Source organism: Enterococcus sp. 1001283B150225_161107_E12, assembly GCF_015556925.1.
GTDB classification, from domain to species: domain Bacteria; phylum Bacillota; class Bacilli; order Lactobacillales; family Enterococcaceae; genus Enterococcus_B; species Enterococcus_B mundtii.
The window spans coordinates 49,769-66,704 of record NZ_JADNNI010000009.1; the positions used below are offsets into that span (position 1 = coordinate 49,769).

Consider the following 16,936-nt stretch of genomic DNA (forward strand, 5'->3'; position numbering starts at 1 on the left):
AGTTACTCCGCCTCCTTCTCAGGTAGTTTGGTCAATAAGTCATTTGCAGAATACCATTCTCCTTGATATTTCACATACCACTCTGGGAATAGATCAACCACCCGATTCGTTTCTTCGATGTTTTGCCATGTATAGCCAACAATAATCAACTCGATTTTCGATTCTTCTGCCCCATTATCTACTAATTCCTGATATACATCGTCGGTGCTAGGCAACTCGACTTCTTCATCTGAAGGAATTGGGACTTGGATGGTATTTAAACTCGTTTGGATACTTACTTGATTATTCACTTGCTCATTACCGATTTCGATTCCAACTTTTCCTTTACTATCTGAACCAAATACGGGAAATCCTTCTACAAAAATACGATAATCGATTGTATTCTTATTACGATCAAAATATCGAACATTGCCTAACGCGCCACCTAGTTTGCTGACATAAGGAAAACTGTCCGTAAAAATATTATTTGGTTCATTAATCGTCGGTAAATCTCCTCTAAAATCGACGATCTGATTTTCTGAATGGATCGTCATTGTTTCATTGCCATCATAAAAAATCAATTCCGTACTTTCATCATTGTTTTTAACCGCGTCTGGCTGGGAAAAAAAAGCATTCCGAAAGACGGTGTATGGTTGCTGAGATAAGATATAACTGTATTTTTTTAGTTTCATTGGTTCTTTGATACTGTGCTGTGTCTCAATACTTTCTGGCGTTCTGAATACAGGTGTCCAGTTGACATCTGAAGAATTCAAATCATGTTCTATTTCTTTCCAATCCATCGATAGACTGGCTTCGTAAATCGTCCGCTGATCATAATCAATAAAACTAACTTTTTCGTCTTTTAGATCAAATTGGACACTCGTAAAATAGACATCTTCATTTTGGACTGAACCTAGATCAATATTCAAACCAAATGCTTTTACATAGCCACTGAGTAGATAAGGTGCGTTATAAGAGAATTCGATTCCTTCATTGAGAGACTTCTTTTGATTGAACTTCTCTTGGTCTGCTTCCACGACTTCTGTCAGCTTGCCAAAACGAGCACCTTCGATCAACCCATGTATTTGAGAAATCAGGTTCTCACTATTCGTTTCTTTCACTGTATCTGTTTGAAACCATGTGAGGTGTAAAGGCAAATAAATTTCTGATGCTTTACGATAGCTTTGTGATTCAATCACTTGTGAATTGCTCTCTTCTAAGTTGATTGAGGTTTTCCCTGCTGGACTCAACCAAATTGCATAAGAGAAGTACAGGCTTAATGCAACCATCAAGATCAAACCAATTCGTATAAATTTTTCAGAAATCTTCATTCCCACCATTCCTCCTCATACGGTTCATAAGGTAAAGAAATATAGAAGGTTGAACCTTGTCCCTCCTTACTTTCTGCCCAGATTGCGCCACGATGTGCTTTCACTACTTCGCGAGAGATTGCTAAACCTAATCCTGTTCCACCTTGCGCTCTAGCTCTTGCTTTATCCACTCGATAAAAACGTTCAAATACACGATTCAAATCTTTTTTAGGGATACCTAGCCCTTGGTCTGTAATACTTAAAATCACATTGTTATGTGTTTCAAGCAACCGGCAAGTGATTGCTCCCCCATCGGGTGAATATTTGATCGCATTGTTCATGATATTGTCAATAACTTGGATGATTTTATCTGTGTCGATCTCGACCCACAGATCTCGTTGCGTAAATTCTCGACGGATCGTATAATTTTTTTCTTGATTACCAACCATCATATCAAAACGATCTAACACAAAATTAACGAGTTCATTAAAATTGACATATTCTAATTGTAATTGAGTATTCCCCGTATCCATGCGAGATAGATTCAGTAGATCATTGATCATGCGAATCATACGATCGGTCTCATCTAAGGTCACTTTTAAAAAGTTCGGTGCGACTTCTTCGTCCTTCCAAGCACCCTCACTCAGTGCTTCGATATAACTACGCATACTTGTTAAAGGCGTACGCAACTCATGGGAAACGTTCGATACGAACTCACGACGTTCCCGTTCTGTTTTCTCTTGTTCCGTTACATCATGTAAAACTGCAACCAACCCACTGATAAAGCCAGATTCTCGACGGATCATCGAAAAATCGACGCGTAAAATCATCTGGTCAGCTTCTCTCGCTCCAGTGGATCGATCTAAAATCATTTCATTCGGATCTTCTAACAGTTTTCGTAACGTGTATTCTTCTTCAATTGCTAAAAGGGTCAAGATTGACTGTCCGATTGCTTCTTCTTTTTTCAAGTCTAATAATGAGACAGCCATATCATTGATCGTAATGATCTTCCCACGACGATCGGTTGCAATAACGCCATCTGTCATATGTGACAAGACGCTGTCTAACCGATTTCGTTCAGCTTCCATCGTATCTTGCGCTTCCTCGATCCGTTCTGCTAATTGGTTGAACGTTTCAGCCAACTGACCTAATTCATCTTGACCATGGACCTTTACTTTACGGCTATAATCACCACGAGCAATGCGGATCGCTTGCTCACGCATTTCACCGATTGGTTGCGTAATGGAACGTGCGACCAGAACAGACACAACCATTGAGATAAATGCAGCAATTAACGAAGCCGTAAAGAAAATCAGTGCTGTATTATTGATTTCTGAATATTTTTGTTCGATATCACTTTTGACGTAAAGAGCCCCGATGACGGCGTCGCCGGTCGGGGACAAAATCGGTTGAATATTGATATTTACTCGTTTTCCGTCATCATCTAATGCGACATAGCGTTTGGTTGTAAAATCATTCATATCGACGTAATCATTTTTTTTGCCGACTGAACCTTGTTCGCTTACCTCTGTCGTTGCTCGAATGATGCCTTTTTCATCCACGACACGGATCTCGATGATATCACTTGAAGCACTGGTCTCAATAAAACGCTTGATATTCCCATTGACATCATCGATAGTCGCACTTTCATTGCCTTTCCCATTCAGTTCTGGACTGATCGTTGTCGCTAATGTTTCGACTGTTTGGTTCATATCTTTGATAAAGGTATTGATCGTTGAACGTTCCAATCCTCTAATAAAGTAAGCACCTATAATTTCAATTGAGATCAGTAAAATCAAAATAAATGTAATAGCTATTTTGAAGTTTACTGATCGAAAAAAACGGACTTTTCCTTTCATCCAATTACTCCTGTTCTTGATTACGCAAGTAATACCCTACGCCTCGGCGTGTAACTAAATAGCTAGGATGACTTGGATTATCCTCGATTTTTTCACGCAAACGACGAACGGTCACGTCTACTGTACGAACATCACCAAAATAATCATAGCCCCAGACGGTTTGTAACAAATGTTCCCGTGTCATGACTTGACCAATGTGTTTTGCTAAATAAAAGAGCAGTTCAAACTCACGGTGAGTCAATTCAATCGTTTCGCCACGTTTCGTCACCATATACGCATCGGGATGGATCGTTAAGTCCCCAATGATCAGTTCAGAAGGTGTGACTTCTTCCACTTCTTTGGTAGCAGAAGCGCCACGTCGAAGATTTGCTTTCACACGTGCCACTAATTCACGATTAGAGAACGGTTTGGTCACATAATCATCTGCTCCCAGTTCCAAGCCTAACACTTTATCGATTTCAGAATCCTTAGCTGTCACCATGATGATCGGCATATCAAACGTTTTTCGTACTTCACGAGCCACTTCTAAGCCATCCATTTTTGGCAACATCAAATCTAGTAAAATCAAATCAGGTTCCACTTCGGCTACTTTTGCTAAAGCTTCTTCCCCATCATATGCTGTATAGACGTCATAACCTTCTTTTGCTAAGTTAAATTTGACGATATCCGAAATCGGTTTTTCGTCGTCGACAACTAGTATTTTTTTCATAAAGAGCCACCTCTTAGTTAGTATTGTCATTCTGTTCCATTATACCGCATTTCTTATCAGGTTTCATCTTTCTAAAAAAATAGGACGTTATTGATAAAATTTGCATGATTGAACAGGCGGATTCGGATTCCTACAAACCTCCACGAATCCCACTTGTAGCTTATTAAAGTATGCGATTAGATGATTATAAAAATAAACCGCTAACTCGGAAAAGTTACAGCGGTTTATTCTTGCTTCATTTATTAAAGATCCGTATAGTGTAGCTCAAATCAAATATTTCATATATAAAAAAACTATTTCGATTATTGAGAGTCACCAGAAAACATACCAGTGATCGAATCCCATATGCCACTAAAGAATCCTTTGATATTTTCCCAAAGCCCTTTTGATTTTTCTTGAATTTGCTTGCTTGCCTCAGTCAAGTCTAATTCCTTCACGAAGTCTTCAAAAATATTTTTATCTTTCATTTCACTCATCAACGAAGTTATTTCTGTGACTTGATCGCTTGTCATTACATCTTCTAGTCCATTATCCTTCAGAGCTTTTTCTACTGTCGTTTGAATATCCGCTTGTGTCAGCTCTTTGCCATCAGCAGTCTTAGCTGCTAATTCTTCTTTCGCTTGCTCCTGTGCTTTATTTAATGCTTCATCGGAATAGCCATCTTTGTCTTTGTTTTCTTCTGTGATAGACGATAAAACATCCATCTCATTTTGAGCCACGCTGACACGGTCTTGATTAATAATGCCCCCTGACTCTTCTACGATTTTGTACACACCAGCTAAAGCACCTGAACCATCGATTGGTACTGCAGATGCGACCGTCAATTTTGCATCGGTGATCCCAGCTGTTAACGCTGCATTTTGATACTGAGCGGCTGTGATCCGTGTGATATTTTCTGGTGTCGCGATATCAACAGTGATCCCTTCGCCTTCAGCAAGCGTCTGCATACGTACAGAACTGTAAACTGCCCAGTCCTTGGTAAATCCACCGTCAGGAATATAGGACATCAAGTCTGTCCCGGACGTTTTATAGATCGGTGTTTCTCCTTTGATCCCTAATTTATCTAATGTAAAAGTTTCTTGTTCTTTCGTTAACGCATTACCGATTGCTACTGCATTGATCTGTAATCGTTCACTAGAGCTGGTTGTCGTTGTTGACTCGGAGGAATCCGTAGCAACTGTCGAGTCGACCGTTCCTGAAATTGGGACAATACTTTGCGTTGTTGCTGTCTCGTCTGCTAATACGATTGGTGTTGCTAGTAAAACTTGGCTTGAGACCAAGAGAGTGGCAATAAGTTTTGTTTTCTTCATACATAACCTCCATGTAGCTGTTTTCTGTTTTAAACATTGTACTATAAGGTCAATAAGATAACCTACGCCTCAAGGCTGATTTGAAAAGAATCTTATACTATCTTTTAAGATTACGGGTGTTTTCTTAGCTATTCAAAACTTTTTAGACTTTATCTTTCATCAAAAAGCCCAACCTCCGAATGTATCCGAGTGTTGAGCTTGGGCTATTTCCTTATTCTTCTAAGCTTCCTAGTTTACCATTTGTATGAATCGATTTTTAATAACGTAATTGCAACAGGATCGGCGATTGATTTTCTAATACTTCTGTTTCGGCAAAGATAACTTCTCCTCCGTAACGCATGACTTCATAAATGATTTCATTGACGATATCTTCGACGTAACCTTCGTCATTCGGTGAGATACCTACTAATTTGACTTGATGATCTCTAATCACTGCCTCTTGATAGTAAGCGTGATCCACAATCAATTTTTGCCCTTTTCCTTTAATTACTTGTCTGTAGATGTTGGCTACATCACGCTCTACACGCCCTTGGTTTTCCATCCCTACTATAGTGTGTAGTATCGTCTTTTTTTGATGACGAATGTATTCTTGAATCACCTGATTTGCTTGCTCTCCTATTGCCAACTCATCTTCGCCACTATCAACTGTAAAGTTCCCATAGATTTCTCCAACAATCAGTTCATCTTTATGTGAAATCTGTTTATATGTCGCAATATTTTCTGTTGTTCCAGCTAAAATGATTGGGCGTGGGTGACGATTCAAGTAAGGTTGTAACTCCGAATCAATCCATTTGAAGAACTCTTTTTTGTAATTCGTTTGAACACTTCCCATTGAATTCAATACGCGGTCTTTTGTCCAGTAGCCTTTATTCCTGATTGGGAAATGTGCGTCTTTCACTTCTTGTATCAGCGTATCATCTACATATTCTAGTAGACGTGAACAATCCATCCCAATCGTTAACACATAATAATGGTTCATTTTATTTTCACTTCGTAAGATTTCCTTTGTATGGAAATACGCATCAATAACAAATTGACTCTCCAACACAAACGGTACTTCGATTTGTTCATTGACGCTTGGCGAAATAAAATAGACAATGCTTCCTCTTTTATGCGTAGGTTGAAAGTCTTTTAACACTTGATCGATTTTACGAATCATTGTTCTCGCCGCTGTTCCTTCCCTTTCTTCCAACTCTAAAATAATCTGTTTGACTAGATTTTTTAACACTAGTTTATATTTTTCAGCACTTTTTTCGTCATTTGGCATCCCTAACATGATCGTTACCGCTGGATTTTCTCTGTGGGCACTTAATTCTAAATAATTCATTTTTAAACTCCTTCTTTCTACCTAAAAATAAACTGGCATAGTGATCAATCGATATGATCCGCATTTCTATGCCTACTTTAATGATATTGGTTAGAGCGATTCTAAGGTCAACCTAATGTTTTATACAAAATCAAAAATGCCGGAATAGTGTTTTTTCTTCTCCCAAAACTCTTGAAGCATGTTTCATTAAATTCAAAAATTAAATTTCCCCATAAAAAATCCCGCCCTAGAGAAGTCAGATCAATATCTAACTTCTAAAGAGCGGGATTCTATTTACGATTTTTTTCCTGTCCACTATTTTTTTCTAATTATTTTAGATAAAAAATAAATCTGTTCTTTGATGATCACTTCGCTTTGATCATATTATGCTTCAAGTATTTGTACACCGATCCCTAATAAACCTGGGCCAGTATGGACAACCAATGCCGGTGAGATTTGTCCAAAATAAATCTCTTGGGCATTTGGGAATTCACGTTCAAAGCGAGCTTTCATTTCAATTGCTTCTTCTTCCGCTGCACCATGTGCGACTGCCAAGTTGAAGACTTTCGCATCCCCGACAGTTTCTTTCACATAGGACATTGTTTTGTCTAAACTTTTCTTTCTGCCTCGTGCTTTACCTACAGTATAATAGATGCCCTCTTCATTACAAGAGATAATGGGATTCAACTTTAAGGCATTTCCTAAAATTGAGGCAACTAGACCGATACGTCCGCCTTTTTGCAGGTATTCAAGTGTTGCTACATTGAAAAAGACTTTCGTCCGTTCTGCTAATGCAACTAATTCATCGATCAGCGTTTCCCATTCCATGCCTTCTTCGATCCATTTTGCGGCTTGGATTGCTGTAAAACCAGCACCGATCCCAATATTTTTAGTATCTAATACATGTGTTTGGATTCCTTCTTGTTCTTGCGCAACAAGACGAACCACATTATTCGTTCCGCTCAAACCACTTGAAATAGTGACTGCTAGAACTTTATCATAGCCATCATTTTTGATTTGATCAAAAATTTTAGTGATTGATTCTCCATCAGGTAACGAAGTACCCGGAATTTCCTCAGGTAAACGCTTATAAATCTCTTCAGGAGTGATATCGACCTTGTCTGTATATTCTCTATCTTTATAAATGATTTTCAAAGGGATCACATAAATATTGTACATATCGATGATTTCTTGTGGCACATCTGTTCCTGAGTCTACTAAAATCGCAATCTTATTCTTCATTTTCTTTCTCCTTTTTTGCCTCTTGTAAATATTCGCTTTCTAGGCTGATCGTTTTTTCTGCTAGTAGCTTCATTGCAAAAGAAATCGTCGCTGAACGAACAGCAACATACTCTAATGGAAGTTCTTGATTCAATAATTGTTCATGTTGTTTTCCTTGGGCTAATTGACTGACCATTCGTATTGCATTTTCTTGTTCATCACAAAAAAGATTGTATGCTTCACGGATGCCCACTGTTTTTCCTTGAAACAAAATTCCTTCTTTGATTTCAGGAATCGTCAACACTTGTTTAAGCGTTGTGATAGCAATCAGAAATGCCACATGTTGTTTGTTGTATCGCTTTTTGATTGGCGCCGGTACCAAACCTAGTTTCACATAATTATTAACCATTGAAGAAGTTAACAAAGGATGTTTTTCTCCTTGGATCACTGGTGATAAGTGACGATCCACCAGGGTCTTGACTTGATCCATGTATAGCTCCAAGTCTGGAAGTTCTTCCCAATGAGGTAAACGAAACGTTTCGATACTGACAGCCCAATCAATTAATTGCTGGCGCATTTTTTCCATTATGAAAGCTCCTTTAATGTTCTCATTAATATCTTATCAAAGTTTTCAAAAACATTCAATCTAGTTACTCAAACTAGATAAATTAATAACAAAATCAAACACCAATAACAAGTGTTTAAATGAGGTTTGTTCTAGATTCTTCTTGGAATAAAAAAAGACCCGCCATTTTCATGACGGGAAAGGAGTAAAAAAATGAAAAAGTGTTATGGGTTGTTCTTTTGCAAGAACTTTGTTGGTTGGGATACATTTATCATAACGGTCATTTATGAATAAACTATGAATGAATTTCTAGGAAGTAGTAAAGTTTTCGTAGATTTTTTATTGTACGTACCTTGCATTTTAAAATGCTTAGTGCTACTATAATAAAGTACTTTTTCATATGGGCCGTTAGCTCAGTTGGTAGAGCAGCTGACTCTTAATCAGCGGGTCGCGGGTTCGAGCCCCTCACGGCCCATTGGGTGCCAAACCCACGTCACCAGTACACTCTTGGCTACTTCGGTAGTTTGGAAAAGAGTGTACGTGGTGGCATTTTTTTGTTTTAAACATTTTTTTATCACCTTTAAAAAGGCGTACAAGGGTTTTATTCTCTCCTGTTGATTATTGGGATACTTACGTGATTATCATTATCTTCACCACTTATCTATTTACTCCCAAAACGCTTCGCCTCTAAGTAGATGATCTATGCTCTTTTCAAGAATCAAAATATTTCTGTCTAAATTCTTAGAAAGAATTCCCACTTTTCGGGTATCTTTCAAAGATAGATTACCACCATATCTTTCAAAAATATTAGGAACCTTTTGATTCAAAAAACCCCCTCCTTTTCCAGTTAACTTTAAACTAAATTAATTGCCTTCTTTCCCTCGCTAATCGTCTCATCCTCTTCATCGAGTACTTGTAATAGCGTTCCCAAACTAAACATTTTCTTCTTTTTGTCCCCCAAAAACATACCAAAAAAGCGTTCCATTAACATTTGGTTAACGAAACGCTCTATACATTGTTTAATTATATCATTTAAAGATAGATCACTTTCTCTTATTCAGATTGATTCCCTATCTACTCCATAGAAAAATTATGTTTCAGACTCCCTCTGAGATCCATTAAAATTGTCTTTTTCTCTATCATCTTACCCTTTTTTTCTATCAGTACTCAAATTGGCGATAATAGCGTCGAATTTCCAGCGGGTGGCAATTCATTTGTTCGACATAGGCATCAATCCGCTGTGTCACGCAATGCATCAATAAGTGAGAAAGCACTCGGCCACGATATTTCTCACTTATTCCTGAAACAGGATAGTCCTTCGTATCGATCAATGTATAGTTTGCACAAATTCTTGGTAACAATTTAGCGACTCTTTCTGATAATGGGCGTTGTTCGTCTTCTCCTAAAAACACTGTGACAGGTGTAGTTTCATCAACGATTTCCAACGTTCCGTGAAGAAACTCAGCAGCATGGATCGATTTTGAACGTAACCAGCTTTGTTCCTCCCAGTAGCACATGGCGTAAGAATAGACTGCACCCCATTGATTTCCCGCACCGATGAAATAATGCATGGCATCATGACGATGTTTCTCCGCAAATCCTCGCCCAAATTCATCCGCCTGCTTCTCAGCTTCTACTAATCCTTTTGCTAAATATTGTTCCAATTCTTGATAGTAGGCTTCGTAATCAGGAAAATCTCCATGGTTTTTCATTAACCGATCTGCCACCATAAAGAATTTTATTTGTTCTGTTCCTGCTGCAGGATACGTAATGATATGGTCACATTGTTCCGCCAAAATACTGCCTTTTGTATCAATAAACCCTAATAAGGTTGCTCCTACTTTTTTGATTTCTTCAACTGATTTAACCACTTCTTGTGTCGTTCCAGTAACAGAGGACAAGATAACTAACGAGTCTTTAGTCAAACGACGGTTACCGGTTGTATAATATTCTGCCGCATGTTGGACGTAAACTGGTAGGTCGCTTTTTCCATTGATGTAGGTAACTGCTTGCATGGCAGAAGCATACGTACCACCAATTCCTAGATAATAAATCGCATCAAAGCCTTGTTCATCAAGGAAATCGACTATTTTTTCAATTTCAGGACGTAGCTCTAACATTCCTTGGATATCATCAATTTGTTGTTGTTCATTAAATTTAAGCATTTTTCCACCTCTAAATTTTACTTTTTAAAACTTGATCAAAGTCATCAAAAATACGGTTATTCAAATCGATCCCTTTAGCACCTGCCCCGAGATAGGAGAAAATTTGGAACGGAATAACTAAAAGCAAAGAAGAAAAAGTTTCTTCACATGCTACATCCAGCCCAAGTGTATCGGGATTCTTTGCTACTGCTGTGGTGATCGTATAAGCTTTTCCTACATGAGATTCTATATAATCATGCAATAGTTGGGCTCTTGATTGATTCGAGCTTGGTGCTTCTATAAAGAAGAGCACATGTTGATGATTGGCTTCAAGATAAGGTCCGTGCATATAAGCTTCCAATTCAAACCCTTGAGAAGGCACTCGAATGGTTTCGGTGAATTTCGTTTCAAATTCTTTAGCGGTTCCCCAGTTTGGTCCATAACCGACTGCCACAAACCGATTCGCTAGTTTAAAGATGCTTGCGTTTTTCTCAAAAAAATCAATCGTTTTAGCTATAACTTGCGGAATGGCCTCAATCATCTCCTCTAACTGGTTTTTGGTCATCGACACTTGTTCATCGGATAGTATTCCTTTACTGTAACCAATAGATACCCCCATTAAATAGAGTTGTAATACCGTTGCTACATATCCTTTTGTCACGAATCCAACGGTTTCGATCCCAGTTCCTAGATCAATTCTTTCGTTTGCTTTTTGAGCCAGAAGACTTTGGGAATCACTACTTAAACTGATTGTGTAAAAACCTTGTTCGGACAAATGCGCCACTGCATCTATAGTAGAGGTACTTTTTCCGCTTTGAGAAACCGCCAAAACTGTCTCTATTTCTTTAGAAAGATGTCCGTAATGATTAAAGTGGTATGGCTCTTCAATAGTGACAGTGATCCCCGCTAATTTCTCCATCGCGTACTTTGCTGCTAAACAGGCATTTGAAGAAGAACCTGTTGCCAAAATCAATAGATGTTCGATCGCAGCTCTTTTTTCTTCTTTTTTAGGAACAAATTCCTGCAAGATCTTAACTAATGTTGCTTGCTCTTCCTGTATATAGTCCATCATTGTTGCCACAACAATTCCTCCTTAAAAGAGTCCAATCAAGGATCCCAAAATACCTAAGACTGCTAATCCAAGCAGGATAATCAACGGTTTGACTTCTTTTTTCAAAAGATAAAAGACAGCGCCAAATGCACCTAATGATAAAATTTTCGGTACGATATCATCAAAGATACTTTGTACCGTAACCGCATTCTCTCCTGAACCGATCTGCAACGGAATGTTGATATCAATCATCGTAGCGGTCATTCCTCCTACGACCATCAACCCAATAATCGCCGCGCCATAGGTTAAGCTTTCCATCAAACCGTTTTCCTGAATTTTCTTTAAAAATCCCGATCCAAGTTTATATCCCCAACCAGTCGCAAAATAACGAAATAGTAGATGTGGGACATTGAAAATCAATAGAAACAGAATCGGACCTAGTATATTCCCTTGTAATGCCAATGAAGTTCCTACCCCTGTGGCAATTAACCGTAACGTTCCCCAAAAGAAAGAATCGCCAATCCCTGCTAAAGGCCCCATCAAAGAAGTCTTGATGTTTTCGATTGCTGATGAATCAAAATTCGGATCATTGCTATTTTCTTCTTCCATCGCCGCGTTGATTCCTAAAATAAGCGTGACGATATGCGGGGTCGTGTTGAAAAATTCCAGATGTCGTTTCAACGCATCAGCCATAGATTCTTTTGTTTTATAGAGTTTCTTCAAAATCGGAATCATAGCATAGACATAGGCTAAATTCATTTGTCGCTCATAGTTCCATGAGAACTCCATTTGAAATGAACGCCAAAAGACATGATTCAACTCTTTCTTGGTAATCTCGGGTTTCTCATTAGAAGTCTTCTTCATCATCAAGTACCTCCCCTGAAGTCATTTGAACAGATTGCCCTTGTTCACGAATGTTTCTTAAATTCACAACTACAACAGCAGTTATCGCTCCAAAGATCGCAATCCCCGTAACAGGAATCTCTAAATAAGCTGCTAATGCAAAACCTAAAAAGAAATAAGGAGCAACTTGTTTGTTGATCAGCAACCGAGCCAACATGGCAAACCCTAAGGCTGGAATCAAACCAGTTGCAACTGATAATCCATTCTGTACAAATACCGGAATCATCTCCAATAACTTACTAATCGTATTGCTGCCCACCATGAAGGAAATCGTAACTATAAGGGCTAACATCAAAGACAAGCCAAAACCGGCTAATAAGTGCATTCGTTCCACGCCTTTGTAATTCCCATCAGTCGCGTATAAATCAGCTTTTTGGTTCATCATTGGAATAAGCAGTCCTAAGTATACATTTTTTAGGATTAGCGTTAATGTAGCGATTGGAAGTCCTAATAGTAAAGCCGTCTCAGTTCCCGCTCCAGCTGTAATTGCGAATGCTGTGCCAAGAATTCCTCCTGTTACAACATCTGGTGGGATAGAAGCACCTACAGAAAACGAACCAATAAAAGCTAATTCCAGTGTGGCACCCATAATAATTCCTGTGTTTACGTCCCCTAATACGATTCCTGTAAACAACCCAGTAACAATCGGACGCGACAGTAATGACGTTCCCAATGCGTATTCAGACTGCGCAATAAATGCAACAATTCCAAGTAATATTGCTTGCAGCATCTCTTTTGCTCCTTTCTTTATAAAACATCTTCGACAGCGACTTTTTTATCCGAAGGTACTTGACGGATATCGACAGCAATTCCTTTAGCAATCATTTTTTTCAAAATTTCTTCTTCCGCAGGTAAAATATTAACTGCCTTTCCAATATTCTTAGTTCCCTCTTTGGCTTTGATCCCACCCAAATTGACTTTAGTGATTTCTGGATAGTGTTCTGCTAATCTATAGGCATCCTCGATGGAATCTACTACGATGAACAATTTGTATTTATCGGTCACGCCGCTTTGTAATGCTTGGATGGAATCCTCAATTGTTTTAATCACCAGTTTGATGCCTTGCGGTTTTGCTAGTTTGATCGCTGTCTTACGAATATCATTTGTCGGCACATCATCATTGGCAATCAAGATGCAATCTGCGCCTAAATTTTGCGTCCAGGAAAATGCGACTTGTCCGTGTAATAGTCGATGATCGACTCGTGTCAAAATAATCATGTTGTCCCTCCTAAAATTCTTCTTCTTCGATTTCTTTTTCTACACTATCATTACAAAACTGGATCATCTCTTTCGAATTGGCCAGCGTTTGGTGGATCGTTTCTGAGATTGCACCTCCTCTTTGAAATTGTGTCGTCAATTCAATCAACAATGGCAAATTCAAGCCTGCAATCAAGTAAAAATTTGGTTGTTGGATATAACGCAAAAATTCATTGTTCACGCTACCGCCGAAAATATCTGTGATAACGATCACTTCAGAATGTTTATATGTTTGCATCAGGGTATCCACCGTTGTCGTCAGATCAAATGTTTCTTCCACATAGCAGTCAATCGCAACGACTGATTGTTTTTTACCGCAGATAAGTTCTAACGAATGTAAGATTCCTGATGCAAATCTTCCGTGTGATGCTAAAATAACGATTTGTTCCACTGCTTTCACCTCACTTTGCTCCAAGTTACACCTTACTAAACGCAAAAAGCGTGCCAAAAAAAGTGGCACGCTTTTCTTATTGATTAAAAGTCCGCTTCACCCATTGAATAATCAGTGTTTCCAAATAAAACATCATAAATGTAGCAAACTTCAGATTCCGGTATCGCGACACTGTAAACCTTCTCAATGACACTAAACGCTTTTTTGATTTCATTCAGCTGTTTTTCATGACACTGGAGTAATGTGTTGCTAGCATGATAATTATCAATGGCTTCGTTTCGAATAAGACGTTCAATCAAGCAACTCGTATGGACAAACAACGCAAGTTTGCGATCATTGGTGATCCGTTGCTGCCACATGCGTTCCAGATCTCCCGCGAAAAATTCCATTTGGGAAATTACTTTTTCTGTATCTAGAATCGTTACCGATTGAATCACTCGATTCAATGAAAAGTTTCTTACTAATTGATTGTTCACATAGGCGATCATCTCTTCATCCAATTCTTCCTTTAACCAACTTAATAACACTTCTGTCCCAGCGCCTGAAATCAGTTCTTCTAAAGAAATAAAAGGAGCCAGCTCTTGGCGGGGTTTAGTGGTTCCTATAATACCAACAACATCATAAGATGTTAATATCTGTTTCATATGTTCACTATTTTCCAACTGGTTGAATTCATAAGGAAGGATCAGAATCTGTAAATGATCAGGAATACTTTTTTCTAATAAGGTGGAGATTTGAACAGCGGTTCCAATTCCAGTTGAACAAGTCGTAATGACAACTTTCTCTTTTTTCACTTTCGGAAGAATGATCTCCCATTCATTTTGGTGGTAAGCATTTACCCGCTCAGGAATCTCTCTCAACGAAACGTTCTGCTGAATGCATTCTCCGACAGCGAGGGCTACACTTGTCGTTACATTGTTCATCATGACAATCGGTACCGTCAATTCTGGAATATATTGATAGACTTCTTTCAAAGAACCCATGTCGAACAAGACAACGAGTCCATTAGATACATCGTTTTTCTGAATATATGCGGTGACCCTTTCCGCAATTTGCTTAGGAGTAACTTCTAATGGCATATCAAAAGATTGAAAAACCGATTCATTCAGTAAGCGATTCGCAACATTTGCGATACTGCTGGCGGTTGCATAGCCATGGGCTACTATGATGCTTCGTGGAAGCAACGTTTCTTTGGAATATCCCATATCGTTGATATAAAGTGTAAAAATGATTCGGTCCATACTCGTTAGTTCAATATCCAATGCGTTTTGTACTAAACCTATCAGATTTTCGGTGTAGCGATCACTTGTAGAATAATGCTTCTTAACACTTTTCAACAGGTCTTCTGTCAATAAAAGTTTGTCTTGATCATCTGGCAGCCACTCCACATTTCTGCGCAGCCACAAATAATAACTGATCGTATAAACCATACTACCGTTAAAGCTGATTTGGAAAGAATGCTCGATTTGCTCCATCATTCGCTGAACATGCTCTGTCACAAAAATCATTGTCCGCTGTTTTTGTTCCTGCTTATGGTCAAATAATAAATTTTCAAACAGCCTTTCAATCACTTTAGAAATAGGAGGGACAGCTGTCGCAAAGTCCTGTCCCGCCTGGACATAATTGAACAAAATCTGTTCATACGTTTGAATGATTTTTTGCTGTTCTGGCTCACTTTCCGCAGTTAGCTGCTGAATTTGTGTTTGCCCATCAATAAGAATCGGTTGCATCATCACTAATTCATTGGGTTCCTTTGTCAACTGCAATAACTGTTCTGGTAAATGATACACAGTGACCGCTATTTTTTTCACCTCCCGTTTTAGACTGGCTGTATAGCTTTTAGCTGTAATAATCTTAATCATACTTTTCAATTCACCGACATTCCCAGAAAAATGACTAGTCGTTAATATTTCGATTACTTGGGGCGAGAGCTCCAAGGGCAGGCCAATACGCTTTTGCTCGTCAAAGAATGCTTGCAAGGTCAGCTGTTTCCGTTCGGAAATCGTCCGTTCTTCCAAAGCAGGCAGTGTTGCTTGAATTGGGATTCGTCGCAAAAAGGTTGTTAGAAATGTTTGTTTCAAATCTTCGGTCGTCGCAAACACTAGCCGACAATCCACTGGGATTGACCGGCTCGTATCCCCCATTCGATAGATAACTCCCTGATCCATAAAAGTGAATAATTTTTCCTGTCCTTCGGCATTCAGTCGATGAACTTCATCTAGGAATAGTACCCCGCCGGCTGCTGCTTCAAATGCACCTCTACGATCTTCTTCTGCTCCAGTGAAGGCTCCTTTCACATGTCCAAATAAATTACTCGTCAATAAATCTTGGTTGTTGGCATACTGCGCGCAATTGATCGTGATCAGCGGAGCATCGCTCTCTAATAATTCATTTTCCACACAATAATGATGGAACATTTTTACAAGAAAACTCTTCCCAGTACCACTTTCCCCCGTCAGCAAGAAGGGAAGCCCACCATTTGGATAGAAGGCTGCCATCTTGATCTGTTCAATCACTTCTGCCAGACTGCCTTTGCTGCCGATTACACTGGAAAAGAAATCTTCTTTTCGATCAAAAAAGGGCTTTTCTGCTCCAACAGCAGCTAGACTATCATATACGTTTTGGGTTAAGGGATAATTTTGGATTTCAAATGCCTGTTTATGAAAAAAATACACTGGCCGGGTAGTAATTTTTACTAGATGTCTTTCTTCCGTTAACTGATTTAAATAGTGACTGATCGTGTTTCTCTTGACTGAAAACTTCTCAGCAATATCCTTCGCGGTGAAAATATCGCTTACATTTTCGATAGAGAAAAAAGCTGTTTGATTTTGTAAGTAAGCAAGTAATTGTTCTTTCATCGTCGTTCTCCTTGTCCTCTTTATCTGATTATCATAACTTAAAAGGCTAAGACTTGCTATACAATGCATAATA

Annotated in this window: 15 protein-coding genes and 1 tRNA gene; 1 reads left to right on the forward strand and 15 read right to left on the reverse strand. The window is 38.7% G+C overall.

Annotated features, from left to right (window positions below):
* Positions 1 to 2: 2 nt before the first annotated feature.
* The 7 genes from I2F89_RS08645 to I2F89_RS08675 all read right to left on the reverse strand — a co-directional run bounded on the left by I2F89_RS08645 (position 3) and on the right by I2F89_RS08675 (position 8,280).
* Positions 3 to 1,310 (reverse strand): YycH family regulatory protein, encoded by a 1,308-nt coding sequence (locus I2F89_RS08645; protein ID WP_195514208.1) that lies wholly within the window; start codon positions 1,308 to 1,310, stop codon positions 3 to 5.
* Entirely contained in the window at positions 1,307 to 3,148 is a 1,842-nt protein-coding gene (walK, locus tag I2F89_RS08650) for a cell wall metabolism sensor histidine kinase WalK (RefSeq protein WP_010736691.1), read from the reverse strand. Before walK ends, I2F89_RS08645 begins: the two co-directional genes overlap by 4 nt.
* Positions 3,149 to 3,152: 4 nt before the next feature.
* The gene (yycF, locus tag I2F89_RS08655) at positions 3,153 to 3,857 is read right to left on the reverse strand and encodes a response regulator YycF (protein ID WP_019723593.1); all 705 of its coding nucleotides are present in this window, start codon (positions 3,855 to 3,857) and stop codon (positions 3,153 to 3,155) included.
* 302 nt (positions 3,858 to 4,159) lie between these two features.
* Entirely contained in the window at positions 4,160 to 5,167 is a 1,008-nt protein-coding gene (locus tag I2F89_RS08660) for a DUF1002 domain-containing protein (RefSeq protein ID WP_195514209.1), read from the reverse strand.
* 256 nt (positions 5,168 to 5,423) lie between these two features.
* Positions 5,424 to 6,494, reverse strand: a complete 1,071-nt coding sequence (locus I2F89_RS08665) for a hypothetical protein (protein WP_195514210.1) — start codon at positions 6,492 to 6,494, stop codon at positions 5,424 to 5,426.
* Positions 6,495 to 6,857: 363 nt separating this feature from the next.
* Positions 6,858 to 7,715, reverse strand: coding sequence for a DegV family protein (locus I2F89_RS08670; protein ID WP_195514211.1), 858 nt, complete (start codon positions 7,713 to 7,715; stop codon positions 6,858 to 6,860).
* Entirely contained in the window at positions 7,705 to 8,280 is a 576-nt protein-coding gene (locus tag I2F89_RS08675) for a DUF1836 domain-containing protein (RefSeq protein WP_010736696.1), read from the reverse strand. Before I2F89_RS08675 ends, I2F89_RS08670 begins: the two co-directional genes overlap by 11 nt.
* Before the next feature lie 381 nt (positions 8,281 to 8,661).
* Here I2F89_RS08675 and I2F89_RS08680 point away from each other — a divergent pair.
* Positions 8,662 to 8,734: transfer RNA gene (locus I2F89_RS08680), tRNA-Lys, on the forward strand.
* 190 nt (positions 8,735 to 8,924) lie between these two features.
* Here the strand turns inward: I2F89_RS08680 and I2F89_RS08685 are convergent.
* The 8 genes from I2F89_RS08685 to I2F89_RS08720 all read right to left on the reverse strand — a co-directional run bounded on the left by I2F89_RS08685 (position 8,925) and on the right by I2F89_RS08720 (position 16,863).
* Positions 8,925 to 9,086: a hypothetical protein gene (locus I2F89_RS08685; protein WP_161642838.1), complete on the reverse strand. Its 162-nt coding sequence runs from the start codon at positions 9,084 to 9,086 to the stop codon at positions 8,925 to 8,927.
* A gap of 333 nt (positions 9,087 to 9,419) precedes the next feature.
* Positions 9,420 to 10,424 (reverse strand): SIS domain-containing protein, encoded by a 1,005-nt coding sequence (locus I2F89_RS08690; RefSeq protein ID WP_074799381.1) that lies wholly within the window; start codon positions 10,422 to 10,424, stop codon positions 9,420 to 9,422.
* 10 nt (positions 10,425 to 10,434) lie between these two features.
* The gene (locus tag I2F89_RS08695; protein ID WP_071866424.1) at positions 10,435 to 11,484 is read right to left on the reverse strand and encodes an SIS domain-containing protein; all 1,050 of its coding nucleotides are present in this window, start codon (positions 11,482 to 11,484) and stop codon (positions 10,435 to 10,437) included.
* A gap of 12 nt (positions 11,485 to 11,496) precedes the next feature.
* On the reverse strand, positions 11,497 to 12,318 hold the full coding sequence (locus I2F89_RS08700) for a PTS system mannose/fructose/sorbose family transporter subunit IID (protein WP_066025588.1): 822 nt from the start codon (positions 12,316 to 12,318) through the stop codon (positions 11,497 to 11,499).
* A complete protein-coding gene (locus tag I2F89_RS08705) occupies positions 12,302 to 13,087 on the reverse strand; it encodes a PTS mannose/fructose/sorbose/N-acetylgalactosamine transporter subunit IIC (RefSeq protein WP_066025554.1) in 786 nt (261 codons plus the stop codon). Before I2F89_RS08705 ends, I2F89_RS08700 begins: the two co-directional genes overlap by 17 nt.
* Positions 13,088 to 13,104: 17 nt before the next feature.
* Positions 13,105 to 13,575, reverse strand: coding sequence for a PTS sugar transporter subunit IIB (locus tag I2F89_RS08710; protein ID WP_071866425.1), 471 nt, complete (start codon positions 13,573 to 13,575; stop codon positions 13,105 to 13,107).
* Positions 13,576 to 13,585: 10 nt separating this feature from the next.
* Positions 13,586 to 14,005, reverse strand: a complete 420-nt coding sequence (locus tag I2F89_RS08715) for a PTS sugar transporter subunit IIA (RefSeq protein ID WP_066025589.1) — start codon at positions 14,003 to 14,005, stop codon at positions 13,586 to 13,588.
* A gap of 83 nt (positions 14,006 to 14,088) precedes the next feature.
* Positions 14,089 to 16,863, reverse strand: a complete 2,775-nt coding sequence (locus I2F89_RS08720; RefSeq protein ID WP_086335152.1) for a sigma 54-interacting transcriptional regulator — start codon at positions 16,861 to 16,863, stop codon at positions 14,089 to 14,091.
* Positions 16,864 to 16,936: the final 73 nt, after the last annotated feature.

Bases quoted from the DNA above. Each gene is read 5' to 3' on its own strand.
- I2F89_RS08645 (WP_195514208.1), bottom strand. From the start codon at position 1,310: ATGAAGATTTCTGAAAAATTTATACGAATTGGTTTGATCTTGATGGTT.
- walK (WP_010736691.1), bottom strand. From the start codon at position 3,148: ATGAAAGGAAAAGTCCGTTTTTTTCGATCAGTAAACTTCAAAATAGCT.
- yycF (WP_019723593.1), bottom strand. From the start codon at position 3,857: ATGAAAAAAATACTAGTTGTCGACGACGAAAAACCGATTTCGGATATC.
- I2F89_RS08660 (WP_195514209.1), bottom strand. From the start codon at position 5,167: ATGAAGAAAACAAAACTTATTGCCACTCTCTTGGTCTCAAGCCAAGTT.
- I2F89_RS08665 (WP_195514210.1), bottom strand. From the start codon at position 6,494: ATGAATTATTTAGAATTAAGTGCCCACAGAGAAAATCCAGCGGTAACG.
- I2F89_RS08670 (WP_195514211.1), bottom strand. From the start codon at position 7,715: ATGAAGAATAAGATTGCGATTTTAGTAGACTCAGGAACAGATGTGCCA.
- I2F89_RS08675 (WP_010736696.1), bottom strand. From the start codon at position 8,280: ATGGAAAAAATGCGCCAGCAATTAATTGATTGGGCTGTCAGTATCGAA.
- I2F89_RS08690 (WP_074799381.1), bottom strand. From the start codon at position 10,424: ATGCTTAAATTTAATGAACAACAACAAATTGATGATATCCAAGGAATG.
- I2F89_RS08700 (WP_066025588.1), bottom strand. From the start codon at position 12,318: ATGAAGAAGACTTCTAATGAGAAACCCGAGATTACCAAGAAAGAGTTG.
- I2F89_RS08705 (WP_066025554.1), bottom strand. From the start codon at position 13,087: ATGCTGCAAGCAATATTACTTGGAATTGTTGCATTTATTGCGCAGTCT.
- I2F89_RS08710 (WP_071866425.1), bottom strand. From the start codon at position 13,575: ATGATTATTTTGACACGAGTCGATCATCGACTATTACACGGACAAGTC.
- I2F89_RS08720 (WP_086335152.1), bottom strand. From the start codon at position 16,863: ATGAAAGAACAATTACTTGCTTACTTACAAAATCAAACAGCTTTTTTC.